Genomic DNA, 26,212 nt, shown 5'->3' with positions numbered 1-26,212 from the left:
CAACGAAAAGGGGGTGGATGCTACTGGCATCCACCCCCTTCGACGTGTGCGGGTCAGATGACCGGCGTCGCCACGCTCTCGTCGTCGGCGCCCGCCCAGTCGCCCGTCGCGAGGTACACGACCTTCTTGGCGACGGACACCGCGTGGTCGGCGAACCGCTCGTGGTAGCGGCTGGCGAGCGTGGCGTCGACGGTGGCCGTGGCCTCGCCCTTCCACGAGTCGCCCAGGACCTTCTCGAACACGCTGACGTGCAGCTCGTCGATGTCGTCGTCGGCGTCACGGATCGCTTCGGCGATACGAAGATCTTGCGTGCGCAGCAGCTCGGCGAGCTTGCGGGACACCTCGACGTCGAGCTCGCCCATGCGCGTGAAGGTGCCCTTCAGGCCCTTCGGGATGGCGCGCTCGGGGAAGCGCGAACGCGCGAGCTGGGCGATGTGCTCAGCCATGTCGCCCATGCGCTCGAGCGAAGCGCTCACGCGCAGGGCCGTGACGACGATGCGCAGGTCGCGCGCGACCGGCTGCTGGCGGGCCAGGATCTCGATGGCCAGTTCGTCGAGAGCGAAGGCCTTCTCGTCGATGATCGCGTCAGCCTCGATCACCTCTTCGGCCAGGGCGACGTCGCTCGTTCCGAAAGCGCGCGTGGCGCGGTCGATCGCGACGGTCACCAGATCGGCGATCTCGACCAGCCGGTCCTGAACGTCCTCGAGGGACTGGTGGAACACTTCGCGCATGGCGATACCTCCTCGTCGGCGGCACGGCACACATACGTCCCGCAACCCTGAACGATTCTTGCCATCGAAGGTTAACGAGTGGTGCTGTGACAGTGAATACTAGCCGCCCCGCCCGGGCCCCCTCGTCTGAACGGCCGGTGACGTTCCGCTGGCGGCTCTACGCTGGAGCCATGGATCAGATGCAGCTCTCGCTGCTCGCGCTCCTCGCAGGAATCCTCGTCGGGAGTTCCGTCGTGGGCCTCATCGTCGCCGCACAGCGTGCCCGTGACCGGGCCGCGGCCCAGAGTTCCGGGGGTGTGCCCGAGGGCGTGGAGTCAATGCTCGGGGCGCTGGACGACCCCGCGGTGGTGTGCGATACCTCATCGACGGTGCTGGCACTCTCGCCCGCCGCCGAGGTGTTCGGGCTCGCCACCGGCCAGGCCATCGCCGACGACGACCTCCGCCGCGTCGCGCGGTCGGCGCGCGACAACGGGGCCGCGGTGACCGAGAACCTCCGTCTCCGACGCGGCGCGGCGCCCGCGGAGCCGCGTCTGGTCGCCGTTCGTGCGGCCCCGGTCTCGCCCCGGCTCGTCCTGCTCGTGCTGCGCGACATCACCGAGCGGGAACGCGTCGAAGAGATGCGGCGCGACTTCGTCGCCAACACCAGTCACGAACTGAAGACACCCGTGGGCGCGGTCAGTCTGCTCGCCGAGGCGATCGAATCCGCCGCCGATGATCCGGCGCAGGTGCGGTACTTCTCGTCGCGATTGCAGGCAGAGGTCTCTCGGCTGTCGGCCCTGACCAATCGCATCCTCAGCCTTTCTCGGTTGCAGGCCTCCGACGAGCTGAGCGAGGTCCGCGACGTCTCGATCGACGAGGTGGTGACCGCCGCCGTCGAGTCGCACACCATCCAGGCCGATTCGGCGCAGGTGACGGTCGTGCGTGGGGGGACGAAGGGACTCTGGGTGCGCGGGGAGCCGCAGATCCTCACCGAAGCGCTCGGAAACCTCATCGCCAACGCCATCGCCTACTCGCCGCAGGGGTCGAAGGTCGGAGTCGGGGTCAAGCTCGACGTCGACGTGGTGGAGATCGCCGTCACCGACCGGGGCATCGGCATTCCCGAGGGCGATCAGCATCGGGTCTTCGAACGCTTCTACCGGGCCGATCAGGCCCGGTCGCGTCGCACCGGCGGGACCGGCCTCGGCCTGTCGATCGTCAAGCACGCGGTGCAGCGCCACGGCGGCGAGGTGCGCCTGTGGTCCCGTCCCGAGCGCGGATCCACGTTCACCATCCGGCTTCCCCAGTCCGAGGCCCCCGACCTCGATCTCGTTCGACCCAAATCGCGCCGGAAGGGCCGGAAGACCGGCTCCGGTGCGCGCACCGTACCCGTGAAGGGAGACACCGCATGACCCGCGTTCTGATCGTCGAGGACGAGCCCGATCTCGCCGACCCGCTTGCCTACCTGCTGCGTCGGGAGGGATACGAGGTCGAGATCGCCGAGGACGGCGCGCTCGCGCTCGCCGCTTTCCGCGAGCGCGGTGCCGACATTCTGCTGTTGGACCTCATGCTGCCGGGGATGCCCGGCACCGAGGTGTGCCGGCAGCTGCGCCTGACCTCGCAGGTGCCGATCATCATGCTGACCGCCAAGGACTCCGAGGTCGACATCGTCGTGGGGCTCGAGCTCGGCGCCGACGACTACGTCACCAAGCCCTACTCGACCCGCGAGCTCCTCGCGCGGATGCGGGCCGTCCTGCGCCGACGGGCGCCGGAGGACTCCGACCTCGACGAGCGGATCCTCACCGGGGGGCGTGTGACTCTCGACATCGATCGACACACGGTGGCCGTCGATGGCGCCGAGATCAACATGCCGTTGAAGGAGTTCGAGCTTCTCGAGGTGCTCATGCGCAACGCCGGCCGCGTTCTCACGCGCGGTCAGCTGATCGACCGCGTGTGGGGCACCGACTACTTCGGCGACACCAAGACGCTCGACGTGCACATCAAGCGCATTCGTTCGCGTATCGAGCAGAGCCCGAGCGAGCCGGCGATGCTCGTGACCGTCCGTGGGCTGGGGTACCGCTTCGAGGCCTGATCGCCGCGAGAACGACGAAGGCGCCGACGGTAACCGTCGGCGCCTTCGTCGTTGCGGATCAGGAGGACGGCGTCGGCGTGGGGGTCGCGGACGGCGTCGGCGTGATGAGGGCCGTCGACGGGGTGGGAGTCGGGGCGAGCGGGCTCAGGTATTCGAGACCGCCGTCGAGAACGGGGACCTGGATGAGGGCGCCCTCGCCGCTGCCGGACTGGAAGAACACCGGCACGGTGGAGCCCGGGGCAGCGTCGATCCCGTCGAGCTGCAGAGGCTCCACGCCGTCGGCGAGGTCGCCGAGGCTGAGCGTGCGGTTCGCGGGAACCTTCACCGAGGCGCGGACGGCAGAGGAGCCCTCGCCGACCTCGAGACGGAGCGTCTGGGGCTCGGCGGTCTCGTTGACGATCGCCGCGACGAAGTTGCCGACCGTTCCCTCCTCGTCGGCCACGATGAGGGCGTTGCGCACCTGCAGAGGACCCGATTCGGGGACGTTCACCCCGTCAGAGGCGGAGTAGTCGATTGTGGTCGCTTGGGGGGCGATGAGGTTGCAGCCCGTCGTTCCCAGAACGACGGCGGCCCCCACGGCCATGGACGCGAACAGGCGCGATTTCACGGATCCTCCCGGAACGACAGACGGCATCCAGATCATCCTACGGGGTCCGGGCACTCCACCCGCCCGCTCGGGCCTCGCGCGCGCGGGGTACGCGTGGGGGGAGATGGTGGGGCGGAACCTTAGCGCATGAGGGCCTGTGGTATCCTGGATGTTGCCGAAAGGACATAACTCCATGCTTTTTGAGGTTGGCGAGACCGTCGTTTACCCGCACCATGGCGCGGCCACGATCATCGAGGTCAAAGAACGCGTTATCAAGGGCGAGACGAAGAAGTACCTGAAGCTCAACGTCACGCAAGGCGACCTGGTCATCGAGGTCCCCGCAGACAATGTCGACCTGGTCGGCGTGCGCGACGTGATCGGCAAGGAGGGTCTCGACCGCGTTTTCGACGTGTTGCGCGCGCCTTTCACCGAGGAGCCGACCAACTGGTCGCGCCGGTACAAGGCCAACCTCGAGAAGCTCGCCTCGGGTGACGTCATCAAGGTGAGCGAGGTCGTGCGCGACCTCTGGCGTCGCGACCAAGACCGCGGTCTCTCCGCCGGTGAGAAGCGCATGCTGGCCAAGGCGCGTCAGATCCTCGTGTCCGAGCTCGCTCTGGCAGAGAAGACCGACGAAGACCGCGCGAGCGTCGTGCTCGACGAGGTCCTCGCCTCCTGACGCCGCGCGCGGCGCGTCCGCGCTAGCGTGGACGGGTGATCCTCACGCCTGTTCCGCGTCTCGCCGTCATCGTCGTCGCCGCCGGCTCTGGCACGCGCCTCAACGGCGGCGCGCCAAAGGCGTTCGTCGGCCTCGACGAGCACACCATTCTTCGCCACGCGCTGCGCGGCGTCTTCGCTGCTCCGGAAGCGCAGGTGGTCATCGTCGTTCCGGCGGGCTTCGAGGGCAGTGCCCTGACCGACGCCCGCGAGGCCGCGGGCGCGCGCCATGACCTCGTGTCGGTGGTCACCGGCGGAGCGAGCCGGCAGACGTCGGTGGCCGCCGGACTCGCCGCGCTGCGCGCCGACATCGAGACGGTTCTCGTGCACGACGCCGCGCGCGCCCTGACGCCGCCGGAGGTGTTCGAGCGAGTCATCGCCGCTCTCGACACCGGTGCTGACGCCGTCATCCCCGTGGTGCCGGTCGTCGACACGATCAAACGCATCGATGACGGCGGTGTCGTCGTTGCGGCCGTCGACCGGTCGGAACTCGCGGCCGCGCAGACGCCCCAGGGTTTCCGCCGCACGGTGTTGGAGCAGGCGATCGCCTCCTCCGAGGCCGATCACACCGACGATGCCGCCGCGGTGGCGGCTGCCGGGCACGAGGTCGTGACGGTGGAGGGCGACGCCGCATCGTTCAAGATCACGACCGGCCCCGACCTCGTGCGTGCGCGCGGGCTGCTCGCCGCCGCGCCCGAGGACTCCCTCGCCGCGCCCCGCCAGGACGGGCCCCGCGTCGGTATCGGGACCGACGTTCACGCTTTCGGCGGCGACGGCGCGCTGTGGCTCGCCGGGCTGGAGTGGCCGGGGGAGCAGGCGCTGTCGGGCCACTCCGACGGCGATGCTGTCGCCCACGCCATCGTCGACGCGCTCCTGGCCGCGGCCGGTCTCGGTGACATCGGTACCCACTTCGGCACCGATCGGCCCGAGTTCGCCGGTGCTCATGCCGAGGCCTTCCTCTCTCACACCCGGGGTCTGCTCGGCGCGGCGGGGTGGCGGATCGGCAACGTGTCGGTGCAGGTGCAGGCCAACCGCCCGCGTTTCGCCGGCCGGCGCGCCGAGGCGGAGCGCGTCCTCTCGGTGGCGCTCGGCGGTGCGCCGGTGTCGGTGAGCGCCACGACGACGGACGGCCTCGGCTTCACGGGCCGCACCGAAGGTGTCGCCGCGTTCGCGACGGCGCTGGTCGTCCCGGCCTAGATCCCGCGCATCATGAACGTCGACAGCGGATCGGGGCGGTACGACCCGAACGGCGGGCATTCCACGAAACCCTCGCTCGCGTAGAGACCGCGCGCCGCCGCGAAGTCGTCGGTGCTCCCCGTCTCGAGCCACAGGCTCCGGATGCCACGCTCCCGCGCCTCCGTCATGATGCGCCGCAGGATCGCCCGGCCGATTCCCTGGCCGAGAAAATGCTCGTCCACCCGCATGGACTTGAGCTCCCCGGCATCCTCGCCCCACGGGGAGAGCGCACCGATGCCGGCGAGCTCTCCGTCGACGCGAGCCGACCACAGGAGCGCGCCACCTCCGACGAGCGTGTCGGCGTCGAGGGCGTGGCAGCTCTCGGGCGGGGTGTGGGCGAGCATCCCCGAGACGTGGGCGGTGACGAGGGCACGCGTATCGGGCGCGGACAGGTCGTCGAGCTGGATCTCCACCGGCATCCCGTGAGACTACTGGCCCCGTGTTTCGGGCACGGGTCACCGTCAGGGGCGGCCGGTAGGCTGGAACAGTGACCGTTCGGCTGTATGACACGAAAGCGCAGGCTCTGCGCGACTTCGTCCCCGTCGACCCCGCGAACGTCACCATGTACGTCTGCGGGCCCACCGTGCAGTCGGGTCCGCACATCGGGCACGTGCGCGCTGCCCTGGCGTTCGACCTCCTGCGTCGCTGGCTCGCCCACCGCTTCGGTCGAGTCACGTTCGTGCGCAACGTCACCGACATCGACGACAAGGTGCTCGCCAACGCCACCGACAGCGAGCCGTGGTGGGCGCTGGCGTACCGCATGGAGCTGGAGTTCTCGCGGGCGTATGCCGCCGTCGGCATCCTTCCCCCCAGCTACGAGCCGCGCGCGACCGCCTCGGTGACGCAGATGCAGGAGCTGATCGCCGAGCTCATCGAGCGCGGGCACGCCTACGCCGCGGCGGGAGACGTGTACTTCGATGTGCGCTCGTGGCCCGCCTACGGCGAGCTCACGCGCCAGACGCTCGATGCCATGGAGCCCGCCGCCGACGCCGACCCGCGGGGCAAGCGCGACCCGCGCGACTTCGCGCTGTGGAAGGGCGCGAAAGAGGGCGAACCGACCTCGGCGACGTGGGCGTCGCCGTGGGGGGCAGGGCGCCCGGGATGGCACATCGAGTGCTCCGCGATGTCGCGGCGGTATCTCGGTCCCGAGTTCGACATCCACGGCGGCGGGCTCGACCTGCGCTTCCCGCACCACGAGAACGAGATCGCCCAGTCCACCGCCGCGGGCGACGCGTTCGCGCGGTACTGGGTGCACAACGGCCTCGTGACCGTCGACGGGCAGAAGATGTCGAAGTCCCTCGGCAACTTCGTCCTCGCCGCCGACGTCCTCGCCGATCGCGACGCCCGCGTCGTGCGTTACGCGCTGGCCGCCGCGCACTACCGGTCGAATCTCGACATCTCGGACCGCGCATTCGACGAGGCGGCGAGTGCCCTCGACCGCATCGCGACCTTTCACCAGCGCGCGCTGCGGGTCGTCGGCGCCGATCCGTTGGTGTCGGCTCCGGGAGAGATCCCGGCCGCGTTCGCGGAGGCGATGGATGACGACCTCGGCGTGCCCCAGGCGCTCGCGGTGCTCCACGAGACCGTTCGTGCCGGCAACGTCGCGATCGACGCGGTCGATCACGAGGCCGCCATCGCGGCTTCCCGATCGGTGAGCGCAATGCTCTCGGTCCTGGGGCTAGACACCGCCGAATCCGCCACCGTCGGCAGCGGGGTCGAGGTCGCCCTCGACGCCCTCGTGCAGGAGATGATCGCGCAGCGCGCCCGCGCTCGCGCCGACAAGGACTGGGCAGCAGCAGATCGCATCCGAGATGCCATCTCCGCCGTCGGAATCACGCTGGAGGACACTCCGGCCGGAACCAATTGGAGTATCGATGCCTAAGCATGGACGTCCGGGAGCTCGCAACCCCGGCAAGAAGAAGGGCCCCCTGAAGGGCACCGGCGGACACTCCCGCAAGGCGCTGGAGGGCAAGGGCCCGACGCCCAAGGCCGAGGACCGCGCCTGGCACGTCGCCGGTAAGCGGAAGGCCGCGCAGGAGCGCTACGCGGCCGCGGGTGGCACCGGCAGGCCGGGCGTGCGTTCGGTCGGCTCGTCGCAGAACCGCGCGCGCGCGAAGCAGTCCGATGACACCGAGACCGTCACCGGGCGTAACTCGGTGCTCGAGGCGCTGCGCGCGAAGATCCCGGCGACGGCGTTCTACATCGCCCAGCGCGTCGAAATGGACGACCGCGTGAAAGAGATGCTGTCGATCGTCACGCACCGGGGCATCCCCGTGCTCGAGGTCACGCGTCCCGAGCTGGACCGCATGGCCGGTTTCGACGGCGTCCATCAGGGCGTCGCTCTGAAGGTGCCGCCGTACGAGTACGCGCACCCGCAGGACATGCTCGAGAAGGTCGTGAATCGCGGTGAACTGCCCCTGTTCGTCGCGCTCGATGGGGTGACCGACCCCCGCAACCTCGGCGCGATCATCCGCTCGACCGCCGCGTTCGGCGGACAGGGACTCATTCTCCCGCAGCGCCGTTCGGCGAGCGTGAACTCCGCCGCGTGGAAGACCAGCGCCGGCGCCGCCGCGCGCGTTCCGGTCGCCCTCGCGGCCAACCTCACGGCGACGCTCAAGGACTTCAAGAAGCAGGGCGTGTTCGTGCTCGGCCTCGCCGGCGACGGCGACGTGTCGCTCCCCGAGCTGAAGCTCGCCGACCGCCCGGTCGTCATCGTCGTCGGTTCCGAGGGCAAGGGCCTCTCGCGCCTGGTGACCGAGACGTGCGACCAGGTCGTATCGATTCCGATCTCGGCCGCGACCGAGTCGCTCAACGCCGGTATCGCGGCATCCGTCGCCCTGTACCAGGTGTCGACGCTCCGCGCCGCCGACTGATCCTCAGCCCCGCTGCAGCAGGGAGAGCGCGGCGAGCGAGGGTTCGACCTCGCCGCGCTCGATCGCGTGGCCGACGGCCACGATCGCCTCGTTCACCGGTGTGGGGATTCCGAGACGCCGCCCGGCGTCGACCACCGCACCGTTGATGTCGTCGACCTCGCTGTGCCGGCCCTTTCGCCAGTCCTGCAAGACGGTGGTCGTGGCACCGGGAACGGTGAAGCGGGCATAGAGGGTGTCGAGCATGGTCTCCACGACGTCGGGGGAGGTCTCGATCGACTCCGCCGTGAGGCCGAAGATCGGCAGCACGCGATGATCGCCGGCGACCCGGAGTGCTTCGCGCCCCGCCTCGAGCATGAGTTCGCGCATGCCGGGCACGGTGATCGCGTCGACCATGGGCAGGCCGAGAGCGGCGGTCGGCACGAGCACCGAGGCGTTGCTGACGATCTTCATCCACTTCGCCGATGCGATGTCGTTGACGAGGGCGACTTCGCCCGAGTGCTCCAGGACGCGTGCGACATCCGTGCCGCGGGGAGCGGTCGCGTCGACCGCGAACCACGATCGCTCGGGATCGACGTGCCGGTGCACGACGCCGGGATCGGTCATGGTGGAGGAGATCTCGATCACCGTCCCCACGCACCGGTTGGAGCCGACGACCTGGGCGACGGTCGCGGTGGTCATGCCGTTCTGCACGACGGCGATCGCCCCGTCGTCGGCGAGGTGGGGTTCGATGAGCGCGGCTGCCCACCGTGCGTCGTACGCCTTCGTCACGAGCAGGACGAGGTCGAACTTCTCGCGGAGGGTCGCGACCTCGCAGAGGTGGAGCGTTCGCGGATGGACGTGATGCGTCCCCGAGGGCATGTCGATGCGCAGGCCGTCACGCCGCATGGCCTCGACATGGGCGGGCCACTGCTCGATGAGGACCGGATCGAAGCCGGCCGCGAGGAGATCGGCGCCGATCGACGCGCCGTTCGCGCCGGCGCCGAGAACGGCGAGGGAGAGTGCGGACATCATGCTCCTTCGTTGGAGTGTGAGCGTACGGCGAAGCGGTGAGGCCACTCGGAATGTAACAAAGGTGAACAGAACCCGGGGCTATTGCCTCTTCTTCACCGAGAGTGTAAACCAGGAACGAACATTCTCAATGGGGAGAAGGCCATGACAGACATCACACCCGCTGCCGAGCAGTTCTCGGCCGACCGCCCGTTCGTCTTCCGCCACGCCACCGTGATCACCATGGACGAGCAGGGCGTTCTCGACGACGCCGACGTCCTCGTGATCGGCCGCGATATCGCGGCCGTCGGGCACCGTCTCGAGGTGCCCGAGGGCACGCTCGAGATCGATGCGTCGGGCGGCATCGTCACGCCCGGCTTCGTCGACACCCACCGCCACATGTGGCAGTCCGCGCTGCGCGGATACGGGGGCGACTGGGCGCTCAGCCAGTACTTCGTCTTCTACTACCTCAACTGGGGTGAGGTCTTTCGCCCGGAAGACGTCTACGCCGGCAACCTGCTCAGCGCGCTGGAGTCCGTCGACACCGGCGTGACGACGACGCTCGACTGGTCGCACGGCCTGCGGACTCCCGAATACGGTGAGGCCGCCCTCCAGGCGCTTCGCGAGATCCCCGGCCGCTTCGTGCTCGGATACGGCAACTACCTCGGCGCCCCGTGGGAGTGGGCCAATTCGCCCGAGTTCCGCGACTTCGTCTCGCGCAACTTCTCCGCGCCTGACGACATGATGGGTCTCCAGCTCGCGTTCGACGTGCCCGGCTCCTCCGAGTTCCCCGAGCGCGGCGCGTTCGAGGCGGCGCGCGAACTGGGCCTGCGGGTCACCACGCACGCCGGGGTGTGGGGCGCGACGACCGACACCGCCATCACGCAGATGTACGAGGCCGGGTTCATGACCCCCGAGATCTGCTACGTCCACTCCACCTCCCTGAACGAGCAGAGCTACCAGAAGATCGCCGCAACCGGCGGTACCGTCTCGGTCGCTACCGAGTCGGAACAGAGCGCAGGCCAGGGGTATCCCTCCACCTGGGCGATCCGCAAGCACGGGATCCCGGCATCCCTGTCGATGGACACGAGCGTGTGGTGGAGCGCGGACTTCTTCTCCGCCATGCGCGCGACCCTCAGCGCCGACCGCTCCCGCGACCACCTCGAAGCCCAGGCCCGCGGCGAGACGATCGTCGCCAATCGCCTGCGCGCGGAAGACGTGTTGCGCATGGCCACGATGGGGGGCGCGCGTTCGCTCGGGCTGGAGAACCGCATCGGGTCGCTGACTCCCGGCAAGCGCGCCGACATCGTGCTGATCAAGAACGACGAGTCGCCCTCGATGACCCCGATCCTGCACCCCTACGCGCACGTGGTCTACCAGGCCGGTACCGCCGACGTGCACACCGTCGTCGTCGATGGTCGTGTCGTGAAGTACCGCGGCGCGCGGATCGGCCTCCCGCTCGCACCGATCCGCGACAAGGTCGCCGCCTCGGTCGAGTACGTCCGGTCGAAGCTCGGTGAGCAGGCGTGGACCGAGGGCATGCACCCCGAGATCCCCGTCGACGAAGAGATCGAAAACCCGTACCGCTACACCGACGGTGACGCCCACGTCGTCGCCCGCGCCCACGACTGACGAGGACCGCATGATCCTGCACGCCGCCCTGTTCACCTGGAACCCCGACGTCGGCGCGGAGGAGGTGACAGCCCTCACCGCGGCGCTGCAAGAGATGGCCGGCGGGTTGCCGATGCTCCGCGGCTATCGGTGCGGCGCCAACCTGCGCCTGCGCCCGAGCCCCGCCGATTACGCCGTCGTCGCGCTCGTCGACGACGACGAAGCCCTCGCGGCCTACCTCGACTCGCCGGCCCACGCGGCGGTGTACGACGCGCATCTTTCCCGGATGATCGCCTCGCGCCAGGCTGTGCAGCTCGAGGTGCCGAACGGGGTCGCCCTGTGACGGATATGCGCGCCGCCGTCCTGTACGGGGCCGGGGACCTGCGGGTGGAGACGCGCGCCGTTCCGACCCCCGGCCCCGGTGAGGTGCTCGTGCGGGTAACAGGGTGCGGGGTGTGCGGGTCGGATGCCACGGAGTACGCCCGCGGTCCCGTGCTCACGCATCTTCCGGTCGTGCTGGGGCACGAGTTCACCGGCACGGTGGAGGCGGTCGGCGCCGACGTCGATCTGCCGCTCGGGGCGCAGGTCGTGTGCGGCGCCGGCATCTCGTGCGGGGCGTGCAAGCCCTGCCGGGCGGGACGGACGAACCTCTGCCGCCGCTATCGGACCGCGGGTTTGCAGCTCGACGGCGGGCTGGCGGAGTTCGCGTGCGTCCCCGCCGCGACGCTGTACGACGTTACGTCGTGGGGGCTCGCCTCCGACACTCTCGCTCTGGCGCAGCCCATGGCGATCGCGGTGCACGCCGTGGCGCGCAGCGGGCTGGCCGCGGGGGACGAGGCCGTCATCCTGGGGATCGGCGGGATCGGCGCCTTCCTCACGTACGCGGCGGCGGCGGTCGGCGCCCACGTGCTCGCGGTCGACCGCTCGGACGAGCGTCTGGACCTGGCGCGCGCCCTCGGTGCGGAGCGTACGCTCCGCGCGGGAGAGGGCACCATCGCGGAGACGCTCGCGGCGGCGGGGTGGGAAGCCGACGTGCTGTTCGAGGTGAGCGGCTCGCGCGCCGGGTGGGATGCCGTCGTCGAGGCGGCCCTCCCGGGCGCGGTACTCGTGCCCGTCGGCATCCAGCGGGAAGACGTGCCGGCACCGCTGGGGGCATGGACCCTGCGCGAATACACGATCGTGGGGACGGTGGCGCACGCCATGGCCGTGGACATCCCGCGCGCCATCGAACTGCTGGCGGCCCGCGCCGATTGGAGCGATGTCGCCGACGAGGTGCTGCCTCTCGAGGACGTGGCCGAGGACGCTCTCGGTCCGTTCGTGCACGGTGGCGCCCGCCAGATCAAGACGCTCATCGACCCGACGATCACCCAGCCGCGGGCAGCGCGCCACCGCGCCACCCGCTGAGGGTCAGCGGTCGAGGTCGTCCATCGCGCGCAGCACGTCGACGGCGGACCCGATCGTCTCGCGGGGGGCTGAGGTCGAGTGTCCCGCGGAGGGCATCGCCTGGTTCTGCTCGCGGCGGCCGACCACGAACCAGATGCCGCGCGCGATCGCGTCGCTCTGGTTGACGTACAGGTGCGGTCGCACGGAGTCGAAATGCATGCTGTCGCCGGCGCGCAGCGTGAACGTGTCGAACTCGAGGCGCAGGGTGAGCTCGCCCTCGAGAAGATAGGCGTACTCCATGCCCGCGTGCCGCATCATTTTGCCCTCGACCGAGCTGGAGGCCCCCGGCTGGTACGTCACGAGAAGCGCATCGGCGGGGCCGACGCCCGCAGCCAGGCGCTCCCAGCGCACGCCGTTCTCCATGTCGAGGACGGCGTTGTCGGCGGCACGCTGCACCGTCGGATCGGCCGGGAGAGGATCAGGTGTGGGCGCGGTCGCGCCGGCCGCCGGGACGGGGGAGACCCCGAGGAGTTCGTCGATCGAAATGCCCAGGTGCGTGACCATCGCGTACAGTGTCGACACCGAGGGCTGCGTCTTGCCGGTCTCGACCTGGGAGATGAGGCTGGCCGAAACGCCCAGGGCGCTCGCGACGCTGCGCAGGCTCATGCCGCGCTGCAGCCGCGCGTCGCGCAGTCTGCTCCCGATGTCGTCGGTCATCACCGCGCCTCCTCTTCCGAGGGCGGAGAACCCGGTCATTGGGTGCCCCGTCCCACTCGGAAGACCACGCTACCCTCCGCTGTGCGCTGACCCTGTGCGCCGCGCCTGAACACGGCGCCGACTCATCCGGCCCGGGGGACGTCGAGCAGCGCGTCGACGTTGGCGGCGGAGCGTGGCATCCGGCCGGCTTCGATCTCCTGCGCGAGACGAACCGTGTGGGCGTTGAACGGCGCCGTTTCGCCCGCCGCCTCGAGGACGGAGACCACGAGACCGTTCACTTCCCGGTACTCGGCGTGGCGGTTCTTCATCCAGTCCTGGAGGACGGTCGTCTTCGTATCGGGGAGGGAGAAGCTGTCGAGCACCTCGCCGAGGAGGTCGGAGGCGTAACGATCGGGATCGGTGACGGCGTCGTCGGTGAGGCCGAAGATCGGGACGAGGCGGCTCCCGTCGGCGAGGGCCGCCCGCGCCGCTTCTTTGCCGCACTCGATCATGAAGTCGTGCACCCCCGGCAGCGCCACGGCCGAGGCGAGCGGCAGGTCGAGAATCGCGGAGGGGACCAGCTCGCCGGCATTGGCCACGAGCTTCATCCATTTGGACGACCGGATGTCGGGGGAGACGTCGACCCGTCCGGTGTGCGAGAGCACCGCCTGCACCTCCGACTCGCGTCCGCGGGCCGCGTCGTCGTAAGCGCCGACGGCGAACCACGACCCCGAGACGGGCGTCTGCCGGTTCACGATGCCGGGCTCGAACATGTTCGAGGCCACTTCGATCACCGCGCCCATCGTGCGGTGCGCGCCGACGGCGGCCGCGATGGCATCCTGGGTCATCCCGTTCTGCAGGCCCACGACGAGTCCGTCGTCGGCGACGTACGGCGCGATGAGCTCGCTCACCCAGCGGGTGTCGTAGGCCTTCACGACGACGAACACCATGTCGAACGGCTCCCGCAGGGTTGCGACCTCGCAGAGGTGGAGCGGGTGAACCGGGGTGACGTGGGTCTCGTCGGGCAGCCGGACCTCGATGCCGCGGGCGCGCATCGCCTCGACGTGGGCCGGCCACTGCTCGATGTAGGTCACATCCAGCCCGGCGCGCAGCAGGTCCGCGCCGACGCTGGCGCCCTGTGCTCCTGCGCCGAGGACGGCGATGCGGGGATTCGTGCGAGTCATGGGTCCTCCTTGACGCCAGGGTGTTCGCTTCTGCTTTACAAATCTGGAGCCGACTGTACATTCGTGTGTAGTCCAACACAACGTCGGGTCGACGAAGACCCGATTGCATCGCGAGGGAGCGAGCATGCGCACACTCATCCGGAACGTCGCGGCGGCCACCGTCGACCCCGACCTCGGGGATCTCCCCCGTACCGACATCCTCATCGAGGACGGTGTCATCCGAGAGATCCGTCCCGACATCGCCGTCGCCGATGCCGAGATCATCGACGGCCGCGACATGATCGCGATCCCCGGCATGGTCGACACGCATCGGCACACGTGGCAGACCGCTCTGCGCGGCATCCTGGCCGACGGCAACATTCCCGACTACCTGCGCGGCATCCGCCTGCACATGGCCCCGCTGTATCGTGCCGACGACATGTACGCGGGCAACTATGTCGGAGCCCTCGACGCGCTCAACAGCGGCATCACGACGATCGTCGACTACTGCCACAACATCCTGGATCCCGACGGTGCCCACGCGGCGGTGACCGGGCTGCGGGATGCCGGGATCCGGGCGTTGTACGCGCACGGACTGACCCCCATCACCACCAACACCTGGAGTCAGTCGCGCGGCGGGTCCACCGGCCACGCCGACCCGGCCGCCCTCGCCACGCGGGCGCGGCTGGCGCGGGAGATCCGCGAGCAGTACTTCTCCAGCGACGATCAGCTCCTGCGCTTCGGCATGGCGCCGCAGGAGCTGGCGATCGCCCCGGTGGCCGTCGTCGCCGCCGAGTTCGCGCTCGCGCGTGAGCTGGGCGCGCGCGTGACCCTGCACGCCAACCAGGTGATGGTGCGGCAGCTCTTCGAGGATGTCGAGGTGCTGCACGCGAACGGGTTGCTCGCCGACGACCTGCTCCTCGTCCACTGCACGTTCAACACCCCCCACGAGTGGGAGCTGCTGGACGACAGTGGCGTGACGGTCTCGGTCTGCGCCGAGACCGAGATGCAGATGGGTATGGGGTATCCGGCTATCGCGGAGGCCACGGCCCACACGTTCGGTCCGAGTCTCGGGATCGACTGCGTCTCGGGGAACGGCGGCGACATGGTCTCGCACAGCCGGCTCGTGCTCCAGGCTTCGCGCTACCGCGCGGACGAGCCGGAGTACGCGGTCATGCGCGCTCCGCAGACGATGGCGTGGACGACGAGGGATGCGCTGCGGTGGGCGACACTGAACGGTGCGCGCGCGGCCGGGGTGGATCACCTCGTCGGGTCGCTCACCCCGGGGAAGCGGGCGGACATCGTGCTCGTGAACATGTCGGGCATCAGTCAGGTGGGCTGGAACCGTGCGGATCCGACCGGGGCGGTGATCTCGCAAGCGCACGCCGGCTGCGTCGATACGGTGCTGGTCGATGGCCGCGTGGTCAAGCGTCACGGCGTGCTCACGCATGTCGACGTCGCGGCGGCGACGGCGGCGCTGGAGCGCTCGCACGACCATCTGTACGGACGAATGGGTGGCTCCGGTGCGTTCATTCCGCAGCCCCCGATCGACATCCCGCTCTATCGGGAGCGCGCCTGACTTTCAGTCGTGCTGGACGGCCGCAACAAAGTGGTAACTAATACTTGACATGTTCAGTCAGGCTTTTTAGCATCCAATCAACGCACATTACCGGCGCGATGACGCACCGGTTCGACGAGGGAGTCACCACCACATGAGCGAGCGCACGCTGTTGCGGGGAGGGACCGTCATCACGGCCGTCCGGCCCGGCGAGGTCCTCACCGACACCGACATCCTGATCGGCGCGGACGGCACGATCGAGGCCATCGGACAGGGCCTGGATGCCGCGGGCGCCGAGGTCATCGATGTGACCGGACGCATCGTGCACCCCGGGTTCGTCGACACACACCGCCACACCTGGCAGTCGGTGGTCCGCAACCTCGCCTCGGACTGGTCGCTGACCGAGTACCTCGTGGGGCTGCACACCGGGCTGAGCAAGCACTTCCGCCCGGAGGACACCTACACCGGCAACTACCTCGGCGCCCTCGAGGCTCTCGACTCGGGCATCACGACCCTCGTGGACTGGTCGCATAACCTCGCCACCCCCGAGCACGCCGATGCCGCCGTCGCGGCGCTGAAGGACACCGGGATGCGGGCGGTCTTCGCCCACGGCGGCGGCGCCGCGCAGTGGGGGAGCCTGCCGAGCGAGAACCCCCACCCCGATGACGCCCGCCGCGTGCGCGACGAGCACTTCGCCTCGGGCGACGGCCTCGTCACCATGGCACTCGCCCTGCGCGGCCCGCAGTTCGTCACCCCCGACGTCAACCGTCAGGACTTCCGCCTCGCCGCCGACCTCGACCTGCGCGTGACGATGCACGCCGGTGACGGGTACTGGGGGAAGTCGGGCCCGATCCACAAACTGGCCGCCGACGGGCTCCTCTCCGACCGCACCACGTACGTGCACTGCTGCACCTTGAGCGACGACGAGTTGCGCCTCATCGCCGACAGCGGGGGAACGGCCTCGGTCGCCCCCGATGTCGAGATGCAGATGGGTCACGGCTTCCCGGCGACGGGCCGCCTCCTGCGCGCGGGTATTCGTCCGACCTTCTCGATCGACGTGTGCAGCTCGAACGGCGGCGACATGTTCTCGACGATGCGCACCGCGATCGGCATGCAGCGGGCCCTCGACAACGCCCCCACCGTGGACACCGGCGAGGTTCTCGAGCGAATCAGCCTCACGTGCGCCGACGTCGTGCAGTTCGCCACGATCGACGGGGCGCACGCCGCGGGACTGGCCGAGACCACGGGATCGATCGCGGTCGGCAAGGCCGCCGACCTCGTCGTCCTCGACGACCGTTCTCTGGCCCTGACCCCGCTGAACAACCCCATCGGCAGCCTCGTGTACTCCGCCCACCCCGGCCTCGTGCGCGACGTGTTCGTTCAGGGGCGCCGAGTCAAGAAGGACGGCGAGCTCGTGGGCGTCGACCTCGCCCGTCTGAAGTCGGATGCCGAGGCCTCGCGCCGCTACCTGCTCGGGGAGATGCCCGAGGCACGCCTCGACGGCACGTGGCACCCCACCCTGGTGACGGCATGACCGACCTTCTCGCTCCCGCGCGCACCGCGCCCCAGGATCACGGCCCCACGGGGCGCATGATCCTGGGGTGGCCGGGCACCCGTGCCCTCATCGCGGTGGTCGCGCTCTTCCTGGTCAGCCCGCTCATCGCACCGGGCAGCGTCGGGCCGACCGCGATCGTGTCGATGCTGCCGTTCGCGGCCCTCATCGCGTTCGTTGCGATCGGTCAGACCCTGGTGATCCAGCAGGGCGGTCTCGATCTGTCCATTCCCGGTGCCGTCACCCTCGGGGCCCTCATCGTGGCCCGTTTCGGTGGAGACGATGCCCTGGGACTTCCCGGTGCGATCGCCGCCGCGCTTGTCGTCACCGCCGCCTTCGGCCTCGCGAGCGGGCTCGTCATCACGGTGTTCGGGCTCCCGCCGCTCGTGGTCACGATCGCCGTCAACGCGCTCATGATCGGCACGGTCCAGGCCGTCTCGGGCGGGTTCGCCACCCAGAGTCCCGACGCGCTCAACCAGTTCGCACTCAGCCGGTGGGGTGGCCTCCCGGTCCTGGTGTTCTTCGCCCTCGCGCTGACCGTGGTCGTCCACGTCGTGCTCAAGCTCACCCGGCTCGGCCGCCGTTTCGAGCTGGTGGGGGAGAACCCGCGCAGCGCCGCCAACCTCGGCATCGGCACCCGCGGGTACACCATCGTCGCCTACGTGTTGTCGTCGGCGCTCGCGGCAGCGGGAGGGATCCTGCTGGCGGGGCTCCTGCGCACCCCCACGCTGACGGCTGGCGACGACTACCTCCTGCCCTCGATCGCCGCGGTCGTGCTCGGCGGCACCGCCCTCACCGGCGGACGCGGCAGCATCGTGGGCACCGCGCTCGGTGCCCTGTTCCTCGCCCAGCTCACCCAGCTGGTGCAGACGTTCACGCAGGCGACCGCCGTGCAGAACATCGTCCAGGCGCTCATCATCGGCGTCGGGATCGTCGCGCAGCTGCAGCTGGGCGGCACCACCTCGAGGATCCGAAATCTCATGCGACGACGACCCGGGGCCTGACACCTCCCTTCCTCCACCCGCGACGGCCCACCGGGTCGCGGGGCGATCCGTCGCGCCCATCCACCGACCCTGCACCCACCCGATCACCACTCGAAGAGGAGTACCCCATGATCACCACAGCACCCGCACGGCGAGCAGGTCTCGCCGTCATTGCCCTCGGCGCCCTCGTCCTCGCCGGATGTTCGTCCACCAACAGCGCCGGTGGCGGCGGCGGAGAGGATGCCAACAACCTCACCGCCGACATCGCCGCGGGCAGCGTCGGCACGATGTCGCAGTTCGCCGACATCGCCGACATCTGCCCCGCGGACGGCGAGCAGGTCTCCGTGGGCGTCGTCGACGGCTACGGGACCAACACCTGGTCCAAGACGGTGCTCGCCGAGATCGAGAGCGAGGCCGCCAAGTGCGCCGGGATCTCTGGCGTCGAGTTCATCGCCGGTCGCGGTGACCTCGAAGCCACGAACTCGGGCATCACCAGCCTCGCGGCCAAGGGGACCGACATCATCCTCGTCATTCCCGACGCGGGACCCGGCGAAGCCCACCTGCCCGCCATCCGGCAGGCCACCCAGGCCGGCTCGATCGTGGTGAACTTCGCCTCGGACCCGCAGGGGACGGCGGGAACGGACTACCTCGACTACACCGACCAGATCCCCACGTTCGTGGGCAAGTCCAAGGCGCAGTGGATCGTCGACCAGCTCGGCAGCGAGGGCGGCAACGTCGTCTTCTTCGGCGGCCCGTCGGGCGCGCTGGTGTCGACGCAGGAGTTCGCCGGCGCCAAGGAGGTCTTCGACGCCAACCCCCAGATCACCCTCGTGAACGAGGAGCCCATCTGGACCAACTGGGACCCGGCGCAGGCGCAGCAGGCGATGGCGGGCGTGCTCTCGCAGGGCACCCCGATCGATGCGATCGTGACCGACTACGGCGCCTCGGCGTCGGGCGTCATCCGCGCGTACGAGGCGGCCGGCCAGACGCTGCCCATCCTGACCTCGACCGATGACAACTCCCTCAGCTGCGGCTTCGCCACCCTGAAGGCCGCGAACCCCGAGTACGAGCTGGCCACGGTGTCGTCGCGCACCTGGATCGGTCGCGTCGCTCTGCGCAAGGCCCTCGCCGCCGCCTACGGAACGAAAGACACCGAGCCCTCGCTGTACGAGCTGTCGCTGTTCGAGGACTCCACCGGTGGGGCATCCGGCTCGGTCACCCCGCAGGATGCCTGCCTGGCCGACGCGCCGGCCGACGCGACGCCGTCGGCGCTGCTGACCGCCGACGAGATTACGAAGCTGTTCGGCTGATGAACGAGACCCCCACGACCGTGGCATCCGCACTCACTCTCTCGGGCATCACCAAGACCTACCCCGGTGTCACCGCGCTGGACGCGGTCTCGGTCGACATCGCCCCCGGTCGCGTGCACGCCGTGCTGGGCGAGAACGGCGCCGGAAAGTCCACCCTCGTGGGGATCGCCGCGGGGTCGGTGGTGCCGGATTCCGGCACCATCGGCCTCGCCGGCCGGGAGTTCGACCGCATCCGCCCGGCCGAGGCGCGGGAAGCCGGACTCGCGATCGTCTACCAGATCCCCGCGCTCGCCCCCTCGCTGAGCGTGGTGGATGCCGTCCTCCTGCTGCTCCCGGCCAGCAAGCGCCCCTCGCGACGCACGGCGGCCGCGTGGGTGACCGCGCACTTCGAGCGCCTGTCGCTGACCATCGACCCGCACGCCCTGGTGTCCTCGCTGTCGCTGCGCGAGGCTCACCTGGTCGAGATCGCCGCCGCCCTGGCATCCGATCCCCGGGTGCTCGTGCTCGACGAGCCGACCGAAGCCCTCGGTCCCGAGGAGACCGCGTGGCTGTTCGCCCAGGTGCGGTCGCTGCTCGAGAAGGACGTCGCGATCGTCTACATCACCCACCGCATTCCCGAGGTGATGGAGATCGGCAACGACCTGACGGTGTTGCGCGACGGTCGCGTCGTCGGCCGAGGTCTGGTCGCCGACTTCACCTCCGACCAGGTGGTGGAGCTGATCGTCGGACGCTCGCTGGAGACGACGTTCCCCGACAAGCCCCCCGCCCCCGCCGCATCAGAAACCCCGGCGCTCGAGGTGCTCGAGCTCAGCGGCGCCGGGTACGACAACGTCTCGTTCTCGGTCTACCCCGGCCAGATCATCGGTCTCGCCGGCGTCGAGGGCAACGGGCAGCGCCGCGTGCTGCGCGGGATCGCCGGAGCAGGGGCGACCGGGGGGCGAGTCCTCGTCAACGGGGTGGAGACCCCGATCCGCTCGCGGCGCGCCGCGGCCGCCGCGGGGGTTGTGTTTCTCCCGGGCGACCGCATCGGCGAGGCGATGTTCGGCAAGATGTCGATTCGCGAGAACGCCGTGGCGGGGGCGCTGCGCGCGGCGATGCCGGGCGGATTCGTCCGCCGCAGCCGGGAGTACGCCCTGACCCGTGAAGGCGTCGCCGGGCTCGCGGTGAAGACGCCCCACTTCGAGGTGCCCGTCTCGGCGCTCTCCGGCGGAAACCAGCAGAAGGTGCTCCTCGCGCGCGGGCGCCTCGGCGACCCGAAGGTGCTGCTCGTCGAGGACCCCACGCAGGGCGTCGACGCCGGCGCCCGGGTGGACATCTACGCCTTCCTGCGGGAGCTCGCCGCCACCGGCGTCGCCGTGGTCGTGCTCTCGACGGATGCCGTAGAGCTCGAGGGTCTCTGCGACCGCGTGGTCGTGTTCTCGCGCGGCCGTGTGCAGGCGACCCTGATCGGCGACGACGTCGACGAGCGCGCCATCACCGGTGCCGCCGTGCTGTCGTCGGAGACGGCAGCGGTCGAGGTGGCCGTCTCCGCCCGGCGCCCGCGTTCGCGCAGCATCCTGGCGGGCGAAACGCAGGCCGTGGTCCTCCTCGGTCTCGCGGTGGCCCTGTCGGTGGTGACGTCCTTCGTCTCTTCGGCGTTCCTCAGCCCCCTGAGCGTCAGTCAGCTGCTCGCCGCGGCGAGCGTGCTGGTGCTCGTGGGGCTCGCCCAGCTCGTGGTGGTGATGACCGGCGGCATCGACCTCAGCATCGGTTCGGTGACGGCGCTCTCGGCGGTGATCCTGTCGTTCTTCGCGCAACAGGGGATCGGGGTGTTCCTCATCGGGGTCGTGCTCGCGCTCGCCGCGGGGGCCGCGGTGGGAGCGATCAACGGTCTGCTGGTCACGCGCCTGGCCCTTCCCCCCGTGATCGCCACGCTGGTCAGTTCGATCGCCGTGCTCGGGGTGGCGCAGGTGCTGCGGCCGAGTCCGGGCGGCGCCGCACGCGCCGACGTGCTCACCACCCTCGGTCTCGCGGTGGCCGGTGTGCCGATGATCCTGGCCCTGGCCGTGGGGGTCGCCGTGGCGATGTGGTTCGTCATCCAGCGCACCCGGGGCGGTCGGGCGCTCCGCGCCGCGGGATCCGACCCGGTCAAGGCCAACCGCATGGGGGTACGCGTGCCGCGCACGCGTCTGCTCGCCTCGGTCACGGCCGGGACGCTCGCCGCTCTGGCCGGCCTCGCCGTGTACTCGCGGTCCGGCATCGGCGACGCCAACGCCGCGCAAGCGCTCACCCTCACCTCCGTCACCGCCGTGGTCATCGCCGGCGCGAGCATCTTCGGCGGCTCGGGCTCGGCCCTGGCGGTGGCGGCGGCGGGCCTGCTCCTGCAGACGGTGACGAGCGCGCTGGCGTTCCTCTCGCTCGGACTGTCGTGGCAGTACTGGCTCCAGGGGGCTTTCGTGCTCTTCGCGGCCGTCGTCCCCCTGGTCATGGTGCTCCTGCGCCGCGGCCGCTCGTCGAGAGGGCGGGCGGGATGACCCGCGCGGTCGCCCGCTCTCCCCTCGGAACCCCTCAGACCTCAGGAAGGCCATCATGAAGAACACCGGAACCACCGGCACCAACGGCGTCGATTGGGAGGCACGCGTCGATTTCGATCGGCTCCGCGATGACCGCCTTGCGCGCGTGAAGGCGGAGCTGGAGCGCTCGGAGCTCGGCGCGGTTCTCGCGTTCGACTTCTCCAACATCCGCTACATGACCGCCACCCACATCGGTACGTGGGCGATGGACAAGCTGATCCGCTTCAGCCTGCTCACCCGCAATACCGACCCGATCTCGTGGGACTTCGGCTCGGCGGCGAAGCACCACGCGCTGTACAACCCGTGGCTCGACGTCACCTCGTCCGAGATGGATGCCGATCCGCACGCGCCGCACGAGGGCACCAAGCGCCCGCGGCTCGAGTCGGGAGCCCGGGCGGGCATCTCCACCCTGCGCGGCGCGTTCCCGCCGGATGCCGGGATCGCCGAGGAGGTGGCCCGAAAGATCAAGCGCGAGCTGGAGAAGTTCGGCGTGGCCGACCAGCCCCTCGGCGTCGACGTCATCGAACTCCCCATCCTGTTCGCCCTGCAGAAGGTCGGCATCCAGGTGGTCGACGGCCAGCAGGTCTTCATGGAGGCGCGGCGCATCAAGACCGGTGACGAGATCCGGCTCCTGACCCAGGCGGCCTCGATGGTCGATGCGGCGTACGAGGAGCTGTACCGGTTCCTGCGTCCCGGCGTTCGGGAGAACGAGGCGGTCGGGCTCGTCGCCAAGACGCTGTACGACCTCGGCTCGGAGTACGTCGAGGGTGTCAACGCCATCTCGGGTGAGCGCTGCTCGCCGCACCCGCACGTGTTCTCGGACCGTCTGATCCGTCCCGGCGACCCCGCGTTCTTCGACATCCTCCACAGCTGGAACGGCTACCGCACGTGCTACTACCGCACGTTCGCGGTGGGGTCGGCGAGCACGAAGCAGAAGGACGCGTACACCCGGGCCCGGGAGTACATGGACCGGGCGATCGCGCTCGTGCGTCCCGGAGCGACGACCGCCGACATCGTCTCGGTGTGGCCGACGGCCCAGGAGTTCGGCTTCGCCGACGAAGAGGCCGCGTTCGCCCTGCAGTACGGCCACGGCGTGGGCCTGTCGATCTGGGAGAAGCCGATCTTCTCGCGACTGGTCTCCTTCGACCACCCCGAGGAGCTCAAGGAGGGCATGGTCTTCGCCCTCGAGACGTACTGGCCCTCCGCCGACGGGTGGGGCGCGGCGCGCATCGAGGAGGAAGTCGTGGTCACCGCCACCGGGTGCGAAGTGATCACGAAGTTCCCCGCGGAGGAGCTGTTGATCGCCGGTCCCCGCTACATCGCCGTCGGCGGTCCGCTGAACAACCAACGCGACTCGCAGTCGCACCTGAACACGACGTGGGGCCGCGGGGAGGCGTGATGGCCTCCGTCGGCTTCCTCGGCCTCGGCTCGATGGGCGCGGCGCTCGCGCGGCGCCTCGTCGACGCCGGGCACCGCGTCCACGTGTGGAACCGCTCGCGCGGCCCCGTCGACGCGCTCGTCGCCGCGGGAGCCGTCGCGTGCGCGACACCCGGCGAGGCGCTCGCGCACGACGTGTCGTTCTCCATGCTCGCGGATGACACCGCCGCCCTGGCCGTGCTGGATGCCGAGGCCGTGGCATCCACGACCGGCGGTGTCCATGTGAATCTGGCGTCGATCAGTCCGGCCGCCGCGGTCGAGCTGCGGCGGAGGTTCGCCGCGGCGGGGGCGCGCTACGTGGCCGCCCCCGTGCTCGGGCGGCCCGCGGTGGCCGCCGAGGGGCGGCTGAACATCCTCGTGGCGGGGGAGTCCGCGGTGGTCGCCGAGGTCGAGCCCTACCTGCAGCTGTTCGCCGCGCGCCTGTGGCCGCTGGGCGAGGAGCCGTCGACGGCGAACGCGGTCAAGATCGCCGTGAACTACGACATCATCCACGCCATCCAGGCCATCGGCGAATCGGTCGCGCTCGTGGAAGCGCGGGGCGTCGATCCCGCCCTGTTCGTGGAGATCCTGACCTCGACGCTGTTCGCCGGTGTCGTCTACAGCGGCTACGGCGGGATGATCGCGCGGCGGTCCTACGACCCGCCCGGGTTCGACGTCGCCCTCGGCGCCAAGGACCTGCGGCTGAGCGCCGAGATCGCGGCCGAGTCCGGCGTGCACCTGCCCACGCTCTCGGCGCTGACGGCGGTGTTCGATCGCGCGCTCGCCGAACCGGACCTCGCGCGCCTCGATTGGGGAGCGGCGGCCGAAGTCACCCGGCGGGGGCTCCTGCCGGCATCCGAGAACGAGCGAGAAGGAGGTGCGGCATGAGCCGCAGGTATCTGGTGGTGGGCGGCACGTCCGGTATCGGCCGCGAGATCGTCGCGTCGCTGGCCGCCGACGGCCACGAGGTGACCCTCACGGGGCGCGATGCGACCACCGCGCGGGCGGTGGCAGCCGAGATCGGCCCGCACGTGCGCGGGATCGCGGTCGACATCTCCGAACCCGAAGACATCGCCCCGGCGCTCGCCGACGTCGGCGAACTGGATGGGCTGGTCCTCGCCGCCATCGAGCGCGATGCCAACACCGTCCGCGACTACGACATCGCGCGTGCCCGGCGTCTGGTCACGCTCAAGCTCGTGGGATACACCGAGACGGTGCACGCGCTGCTGGACCGGCTCGTGCCCGCGCGCTCGACGGGCATCGTGCTCTTCGGCGGCCGGGCGAAGGACGCCCCGTACCCCGGGTCGATGACCGTGTCGACGATCAACGGCGGCGTCGAGGGACTCACGACCGCGCTCGCCCTGGAGCTCGCACCCCTGCGCGTGAACGCCCTCCACCCCGGCATCATCGGCGACAGCCCGTTCTGGGCGGGAAAGCCCGCGAGCGTCCTCGAGGGCTACTCGTCCCGCACTCCCGGCGGCGAGCTCGCGACGATGAGGGACGTCGTGGATGCCACCCGCTTCCTCCTGCACAACGAGGGTGTCTCCGCGACCAACCTCTACGTCGACCGCGGGTGGCGCATCACCTGATCCCGGCGTCGTCCTCGAAGATCTCGGGATGCCGTTCCAGTTCGATGCGCGTGCGGCGGATGTGCCTTTCGAGCACGTGCGCGGCCTCGTCGACGTCGCCGCGGCGGAGCGCCGAGACGAGAAGGCGGTGGTCGAGGTGTGCGGTGCCGTCGTGGCGCGCGTGCGCGACCGTCACGAAGGCGCGGCGGTAGTGGTGAGTGCGATTCCACAGCCCAACGACCGTGTCGCTCAGCATGACGGTGCGCGCGGGCGCGTAGGTCGTGAAGTGGAAGTCACGGTCGTGCCGCAGAAATCCCTCGGCATCCGTCTGTTCCATCCGCGCGGCGAGGTCGTCGAGCCGGTCGAGGTCGTGGCCGGTCAGGTGCGGGGCGCTCATGGTCAGCAGCACGGGCTCGATGCGCTCGCGCACCAGGTAGAGCTCCTGGCATTCGGCGAGCGTGAGGCGCGCGACCCAGGCACCCGCGTTGGCGACGCGAGTGACCAGGCCCTCCGCCTCGAGGATGCGCAGCGCCTCGCGTACCGGGAGCCGGCTGGTGGTGTGCCGAGTGGCCAGGTCTTCCTGGCGAATACGGGCGCCCGGGGGATGGATGCCGCGGAGGATCTCGTCGCGGAGGGTGTCGGCGATCCCGGCCCCCGCGCTGCCGTGGTCGAGGACGGGGGGATGGAGGCCGGTCATTGGGCGGGCCGAGCCGGATGCCACAGCAGCGTCGAGGCCTCGCGCTCGTAGGCCTTGCCGTCGGGGAAGCTGACGAGTTCGAACTGCATGCCCCACGGCGCGCGGAAGTAGATCCACCGCTGCCCGGCAGAGGCCGCGCCACTTTCGACGGGGTCGCCCATGACATCGACGTCGTGGGCGCGCAGGTGGGCAACGGCCGCATCGAGGTCGTCGACGTAGAGGGCGAGGTGGTGTCCGCCGATGTCGCTGTTGCGCGGCGGCGGTGCTTGCCCGTCGGCCGCGTCGTACGCGAACACCTCGAGGTTGGTGCCGTTGCCGAGGCGGTAGAACCGGATCTCACGGATGCGCGTTCGCGGGTGCACGCCCAGCTGACGGGTCATCCAGTCGCCCTCGCCGCTGCGTCCAGGAAGGGTGTACACCGGCTCGGCGCCGAGTACCCCGACGAGGAAACGCTCGGCCTCGTCGAGGTCGGGAACCGTGAAACCGATGTGGTCGCTGCCGCGTAGGCCCGGAAGTCCCATGACGCCG

General features: G+C 70.2%; 25 protein-coding genes. 17 read left to right on the top strand and 8 right to left on the bottom strand.

Features of this window, described 5'->3' with window-relative positions:
- Nucleotides 1–53 precede the first annotated feature (53 nt).
- Entirely contained in the window at nucleotides 54–731 is a 678-nt protein-coding gene (phoU, locus tag ACU6WY_RS10490) for a phosphate signaling complex protein PhoU (protein WP_483819603.1), read from the bottom strand.
- Between the two features lie 170 nt (nucleotides 732–901).
- Between phoU and ACU6WY_RS10485 the strand changes: the two genes are divergently transcribed.
- Together ACU6WY_RS10485 and ACU6WY_RS10480 are read left to right on the top strand one after the other, a co-directional pair.
- The gene (locus ACU6WY_RS10485) at nucleotides 902–2,119 is read left to right on the top strand and encodes a sensor histidine kinase (protein WP_483819602.1); all 1,218 of its coding nucleotides are present in this window, start codon (nucleotides 902–904) and stop codon (nucleotides 2,117–2,119) included.
- The gene (locus ACU6WY_RS10480) at nucleotides 2,116–2,799 is read left to right on the top strand and encodes a response regulator (protein WP_483819601.1); all 684 of its coding nucleotides are present in this window, start codon (nucleotides 2,116–2,118) and stop codon (nucleotides 2,797–2,799) included. The genes ACU6WY_RS10485 and ACU6WY_RS10480 overlap by 4 nt, the downstream gene beginning before the upstream one ends.
- 58 nt (nucleotides 2,800–2,857) lie before the next feature.
- Here the strand turns inward: ACU6WY_RS10480 and ACU6WY_RS10475 are convergent, their stop codons facing one another.
- Complete coding sequence (locus tag ACU6WY_RS10475) at nucleotides 2,858–3,433, bottom strand: DNA modification methylase (RefSeq protein ID WP_483819600.1); 576 nt, start codon at nucleotides 3,431–3,433, stop codon at nucleotides 2,858–2,860.
- Between the two features lie 145 nt (nucleotides 3,434–3,578).
- On the opposite strand from ACU6WY_RS10475, the gene ACU6WY_RS10470 reads away from it, so the two are divergent.
- On the top strand, nucleotides 3,579–4,061 hold the full coding sequence (locus tag ACU6WY_RS10470; RefSeq protein WP_013585821.1) for a CarD family transcriptional regulator: 483 nt from the start codon (nucleotides 3,579–3,581) through the stop codon (nucleotides 4,059–4,061).
- 35 nt (nucleotides 4,062–4,096) lie between these two features.
- Nucleotides 4,097–5,296 (top strand): 2-C-methyl-D-erythritol 4-phosphate cytidylyltransferase, encoded by a 1,200-nt coding sequence (gene ispD, locus ACU6WY_RS10465; RefSeq protein ID WP_483819599.1) that lies wholly within the window; start codon nucleotides 4,097–4,099, stop codon nucleotides 5,294–5,296.
- On the opposite strand, the gene ACU6WY_RS10460 is transcribed toward ispD, so the two are convergent.
- The gene (locus ACU6WY_RS10460) at nucleotides 5,293–5,754 is read right to left on the bottom strand and encodes a GNAT family N-acetyltransferase (RefSeq protein ID WP_483819598.1); all 462 of its coding nucleotides are present in this window, start codon (nucleotides 5,752–5,754) and stop codon (nucleotides 5,293–5,295) included. The two genes, ispD and ACU6WY_RS10460, sit on opposite strands and share 4 nt — an antisense overlap.
- A 68-nt stretch (nucleotides 5,755–5,822) precedes the next feature.
- Here ACU6WY_RS10460 and cysS point away from each other — a divergent pair, with 68 nt between their 5' ends.
- Together cysS and rlmB are read left to right on the top strand one after the other, a co-directional pair.
- Nucleotides 5,823–7,217 carry a cysteine--tRNA ligase gene (gene cysS, locus ACU6WY_RS10455; RefSeq protein WP_483819597.1) on the top strand — a complete coding sequence of 465 codons (1,395 nt, stop codon included), beginning with the start codon at nucleotides 5,823–5,825 and terminating at the stop codon, nucleotides 7,215–7,217.
- Nucleotides 7,210–8,208 (top strand): 23S rRNA (guanosine(2251)-2'-O)-methyltransferase RlmB, encoded by a 999-nt coding sequence (gene rlmB / locus ACU6WY_RS10450; protein WP_483819596.1) that lies wholly within the window; start codon nucleotides 7,210–7,212, stop codon nucleotides 8,206–8,208. Before cysS ends, rlmB begins: the two co-directional genes overlap by 8 nt.
- A 3-nt stretch (nucleotides 8,209–8,211) precedes the next feature.
- Here the strand turns inward: rlmB and ACU6WY_RS10445 are convergent, their stop codons facing one another.
- A complete protein-coding gene (locus ACU6WY_RS10445; protein WP_483819595.1) occupies nucleotides 8,212–9,216 on the bottom strand; it encodes a ketopantoate reductase family protein in 1,005 nt (334 codons plus the stop codon).
- A gap of 144 nt (nucleotides 9,217–9,360) precedes the next feature.
- On the opposite strand from ACU6WY_RS10445, the gene ACU6WY_RS10440 reads away from it, so the two are divergent.
- The 3 genes from ACU6WY_RS10440 to ACU6WY_RS10430 are packed head-to-tail and all read left to right on the top strand — an operon-like array spanning nucleotide 9,361 to nucleotide 12,210.
- The gene (locus ACU6WY_RS10440) at nucleotides 9,361–10,827 is read left to right on the top strand and encodes an amidohydrolase family protein (protein ID WP_483819594.1); all 1,467 of its coding nucleotides are present in this window, start codon (nucleotides 9,361–9,363) and stop codon (nucleotides 10,825–10,827) included.
- A gap of 10 nt (nucleotides 10,828–10,837) precedes the next feature.
- Entirely contained in the window at nucleotides 10,838–11,149 is a 312-nt protein-coding gene (locus ACU6WY_RS10435; RefSeq protein WP_483819593.1) for a Dabb family protein, read from the top strand.
- 5 nt (nucleotides 11,150–11,154) lie between these two features.
- Complete coding sequence (locus ACU6WY_RS10430; protein ID WP_483821901.1) at nucleotides 11,155–12,210, top strand: zinc-dependent alcohol dehydrogenase; 1,056 nt, start codon at nucleotides 11,155–11,157, stop codon at nucleotides 12,208–12,210.
- Between the two features lie 3 nt (nucleotides 12,211–12,213).
- Here the strand turns inward: ACU6WY_RS10430 and ACU6WY_RS10425 are convergent, their stop codons facing one another.
- A complete protein-coding gene (locus ACU6WY_RS10425; RefSeq protein ID WP_483819592.1) occupies nucleotides 12,214–12,906 on the bottom strand; it encodes a helix-turn-helix domain-containing protein in 693 nt (230 codons plus the stop codon).
- 122 nt (nucleotides 12,907–13,028) lie between these two features.
- Nucleotides 13,029–14,069, bottom strand: a complete 1,041-nt coding sequence (locus ACU6WY_RS10420; RefSeq protein WP_483819591.1) for a ketopantoate reductase family protein — start codon at nucleotides 14,067–14,069, stop codon at nucleotides 13,029–13,031.
- A 124-nt stretch (nucleotides 14,070–14,193) separates the two neighbouring features.
- Here ACU6WY_RS10420 and ACU6WY_RS10415 point away from each other — a divergent pair, with 124 nt between their 5' ends.
- The 8 genes from ACU6WY_RS10415 to ACU6WY_RS10380 all read left to right on the top strand — a co-directional run bounded on the left by ACU6WY_RS10415 (nucleotide 14,194) and on the right by ACU6WY_RS10380 (nucleotide 25,008).
- A complete protein-coding gene (locus tag ACU6WY_RS10415) occupies nucleotides 14,194–15,627 on the top strand; it encodes an amidohydrolase family protein (protein WP_483819590.1) in 1,434 nt (477 codons plus the stop codon).
- Between the two features lie 133 nt (nucleotides 15,628–15,760).
- A complete protein-coding gene (locus tag ACU6WY_RS10410) occupies nucleotides 15,761–17,140 on the top strand; it encodes an amidohydrolase family protein (RefSeq protein WP_483819589.1) in 1,380 nt (459 codons plus the stop codon).
- The gene (locus ACU6WY_RS10405) at nucleotides 17,137–18,162 is read left to right on the top strand and encodes an ABC transporter permease (RefSeq protein ID WP_483819588.1); all 1,026 of its coding nucleotides are present in this window, start codon (nucleotides 17,137–17,139) and stop codon (nucleotides 18,160–18,162) included. The genes ACU6WY_RS10410 and ACU6WY_RS10405 overlap by 4 nt, the downstream gene beginning before the upstream one ends.
- A gap of 107 nt (nucleotides 18,163–18,269) precedes the next feature.
- The gene (locus tag ACU6WY_RS10400) at nucleotides 18,270–19,451 is read left to right on the top strand and encodes a substrate-binding domain-containing protein (protein ID WP_483819587.1); all 1,182 of its coding nucleotides are present in this window, start codon (nucleotides 18,270–18,272) and stop codon (nucleotides 19,449–19,451) included.
- Entirely contained in the window at nucleotides 19,451–21,964 is a 2,514-nt protein-coding gene (locus tag ACU6WY_RS10395) for an ATP-binding cassette domain-containing protein (protein WP_483819586.1), read from the top strand. The genes ACU6WY_RS10400 and ACU6WY_RS10395 overlap by 1 nt, the downstream gene beginning before the upstream one ends.
- Before the next feature lie 55 nt (nucleotides 21,965–22,019).
- On the top strand, nucleotides 22,020–23,402 hold the full coding sequence (locus tag ACU6WY_RS10390) for a M24 family metallopeptidase (RefSeq protein WP_483819585.1): 1,383 nt from the start codon (nucleotides 22,020–22,022) through the stop codon (nucleotides 23,400–23,402).
- Nucleotides 23,402–24,307: an NAD(P)-dependent oxidoreductase gene (locus tag ACU6WY_RS10385; protein WP_483819584.1), complete on the top strand. Its 906-nt coding sequence runs from the start codon at nucleotides 23,402–23,404 to the stop codon at nucleotides 24,305–24,307. Before ACU6WY_RS10390 ends, ACU6WY_RS10385 begins: the two co-directional genes overlap by 1 nt.
- Nucleotides 24,304–25,008 (top strand): SDR family NAD(P)-dependent oxidoreductase, encoded by a 705-nt coding sequence (locus tag ACU6WY_RS10380; protein ID WP_483819583.1) that lies wholly within the window; start codon nucleotides 24,304–24,306, stop codon nucleotides 25,006–25,008. Before ACU6WY_RS10385 ends, ACU6WY_RS10380 begins: the two co-directional genes overlap by 4 nt.
- Here ACU6WY_RS10380 and ACU6WY_RS10375 read toward each other — a convergent pair.
- On the bottom strand, nucleotides 25,001–25,684 hold the full coding sequence (locus ACU6WY_RS10375; protein WP_483819582.1) for a GntR family transcriptional regulator: 684 nt from the start codon (nucleotides 25,682–25,684) through the stop codon (nucleotides 25,001–25,003). The two genes, ACU6WY_RS10380 and ACU6WY_RS10375, sit on opposite strands and share 8 nt — an antisense overlap.
- A complete protein-coding gene (locus ACU6WY_RS10370) occupies nucleotides 25,681–26,205 on the bottom strand; it encodes a VOC family protein (RefSeq protein WP_483819581.1) in 525 nt (174 codons plus the stop codon). The genes ACU6WY_RS10375 and ACU6WY_RS10370 overlap by 4 nt, the downstream gene beginning before the upstream one ends.
- Between the last annotated feature and the right edge of the window lie 7 nt (nucleotides 26,206–26,212).

The organism is Microbacterium sp. ZW3a (assembly GCF_057167165.1).
This window is presented reverse-complemented; position numbering and strand designations above follow the sequence as displayed.

Bases quoted from the DNA above. Each gene is read 5' to 3' on its own strand.
- phoU (WP_483819603.1), bottom strand. From the start codon at position 731: ATGCGCGAAGTGTTCCACCAGTCCCTCGAGGACGTTCAGGACCGGCTG.
- ACU6WY_RS10485 (WP_483819602.1), top strand. From the start codon at position 902: ATGGATCAGATGCAGCTCTCGCTGCTCGCGCTCCTCGCAGGAATCCTC.
- ACU6WY_RS10480 (WP_483819601.1), top strand. From the start codon at position 2,116: ATGACCCGCGTTCTGATCGTCGAGGACGAGCCCGATCTCGCCGACCCG.
- ACU6WY_RS10475 (WP_483819600.1), bottom strand. From the start codon at position 3,433: ATGCCGTCTGTCGTTCCGGGAGGATCCGTGAAATCGCGCCTGTTCGCG.
- ACU6WY_RS10470 (WP_013585821.1), top strand. From the start codon at position 3,579: ATGCTTTTTGAGGTTGGCGAGACCGTCGTTTACCCGCACCATGGCGCG.
- ACU6WY_RS10460 (WP_483819598.1), bottom strand. From the start codon at position 5,754: ATGCCGGTGGAGATCCAGCTCGACGACCTGTCCGCGCCCGATACGCGT.
- rlmB (WP_483819596.1), top strand. From the start codon at position 7,210: ATGCCTAAGCATGGACGTCCGGGAGCTCGCAACCCCGGCAAGAAGAAG.
- ACU6WY_RS10445 (WP_483819595.1), bottom strand. From the start codon at position 9,216: ATGTCCGCACTCTCCCTCGCCGTTCTCGGCGCCGGCGCGAACGGCGCG.
- ACU6WY_RS10440 (WP_483819594.1), top strand. From the start codon at position 9,361: ATGACAGACATCACACCCGCTGCCGAGCAGTTCTCGGCCGACCGCCCG.
- ACU6WY_RS10435 (WP_483819593.1), top strand. From the start codon at position 10,838: ATGATCCTGCACGCCGCCCTGTTCACCTGGAACCCCGACGTCGGCGCG.
- ACU6WY_RS10430 (WP_483821901.1), top strand. From the start codon at position 11,155: ATGCGCGCCGCCGTCCTGTACGGGGCCGGGGACCTGCGGGTGGAGACG.
- ACU6WY_RS10425 (WP_483819592.1), bottom strand. From the start codon at position 12,906: ATGACCGACGACATCGGGAGCAGACTGCGCGACGCGCGGCTGCAGCGC.
- ACU6WY_RS10420 (WP_483819591.1), bottom strand. From the start codon at position 14,069: ATGACTCGCACGAATCCCCGCATCGCCGTCCTCGGCGCAGGAGCACAG.
- ACU6WY_RS10415 (WP_483819590.1), top strand. From the start codon at position 14,194: ATGCGCACACTCATCCGGAACGTCGCGGCGGCCACCGTCGACCCCGAC.
- ACU6WY_RS10410 (WP_483819589.1), top strand. From the start codon at position 15,761: ATGAGCGAGCGCACGCTGTTGCGGGGAGGGACCGTCATCACGGCCGTC.
- ACU6WY_RS10405 (WP_483819588.1), top strand. From the start codon at position 17,137: ATGACCGACCTTCTCGCTCCCGCGCGCACCGCGCCCCAGGATCACGGC.
- ACU6WY_RS10400 (WP_483819587.1), top strand. From the start codon at position 18,270: ATGATCACCACAGCACCCGCACGGCGAGCAGGTCTCGCCGTCATTGCC.
- ACU6WY_RS10395 (WP_483819586.1), top strand. From the start codon at position 19,451: ATGAACGAGACCCCCACGACCGTGGCATCCGCACTCACTCTCTCGGGC.
- ACU6WY_RS10390 (WP_483819585.1), top strand. From the start codon at position 22,020: ATGAAGAACACCGGAACCACCGGCACCAACGGCGTCGATTGGGAGGCA.
- ACU6WY_RS10385 (WP_483819584.1), top strand. From the start codon at position 23,402: ATGGCCTCCGTCGGCTTCCTCGGCCTCGGCTCGATGGGCGCGGCGCTC.
- ACU6WY_RS10380 (WP_483819583.1), top strand. From the start codon at position 24,304: ATGAGCCGCAGGTATCTGGTGGTGGGCGGCACGTCCGGTATCGGCCGC.
- ACU6WY_RS10375 (WP_483819582.1), bottom strand. From the start codon at position 25,684: ATGACCGGCCTCCATCCCCCCGTCCTCGACCACGGCAGCGCGGGGGCC.
- ACU6WY_RS10370 (WP_483819581.1), bottom strand. From the start codon at position 26,205: ATGGGACTTCCGGGCCTACGCGGCAGCGACCACATCGGTTTCACGGTT.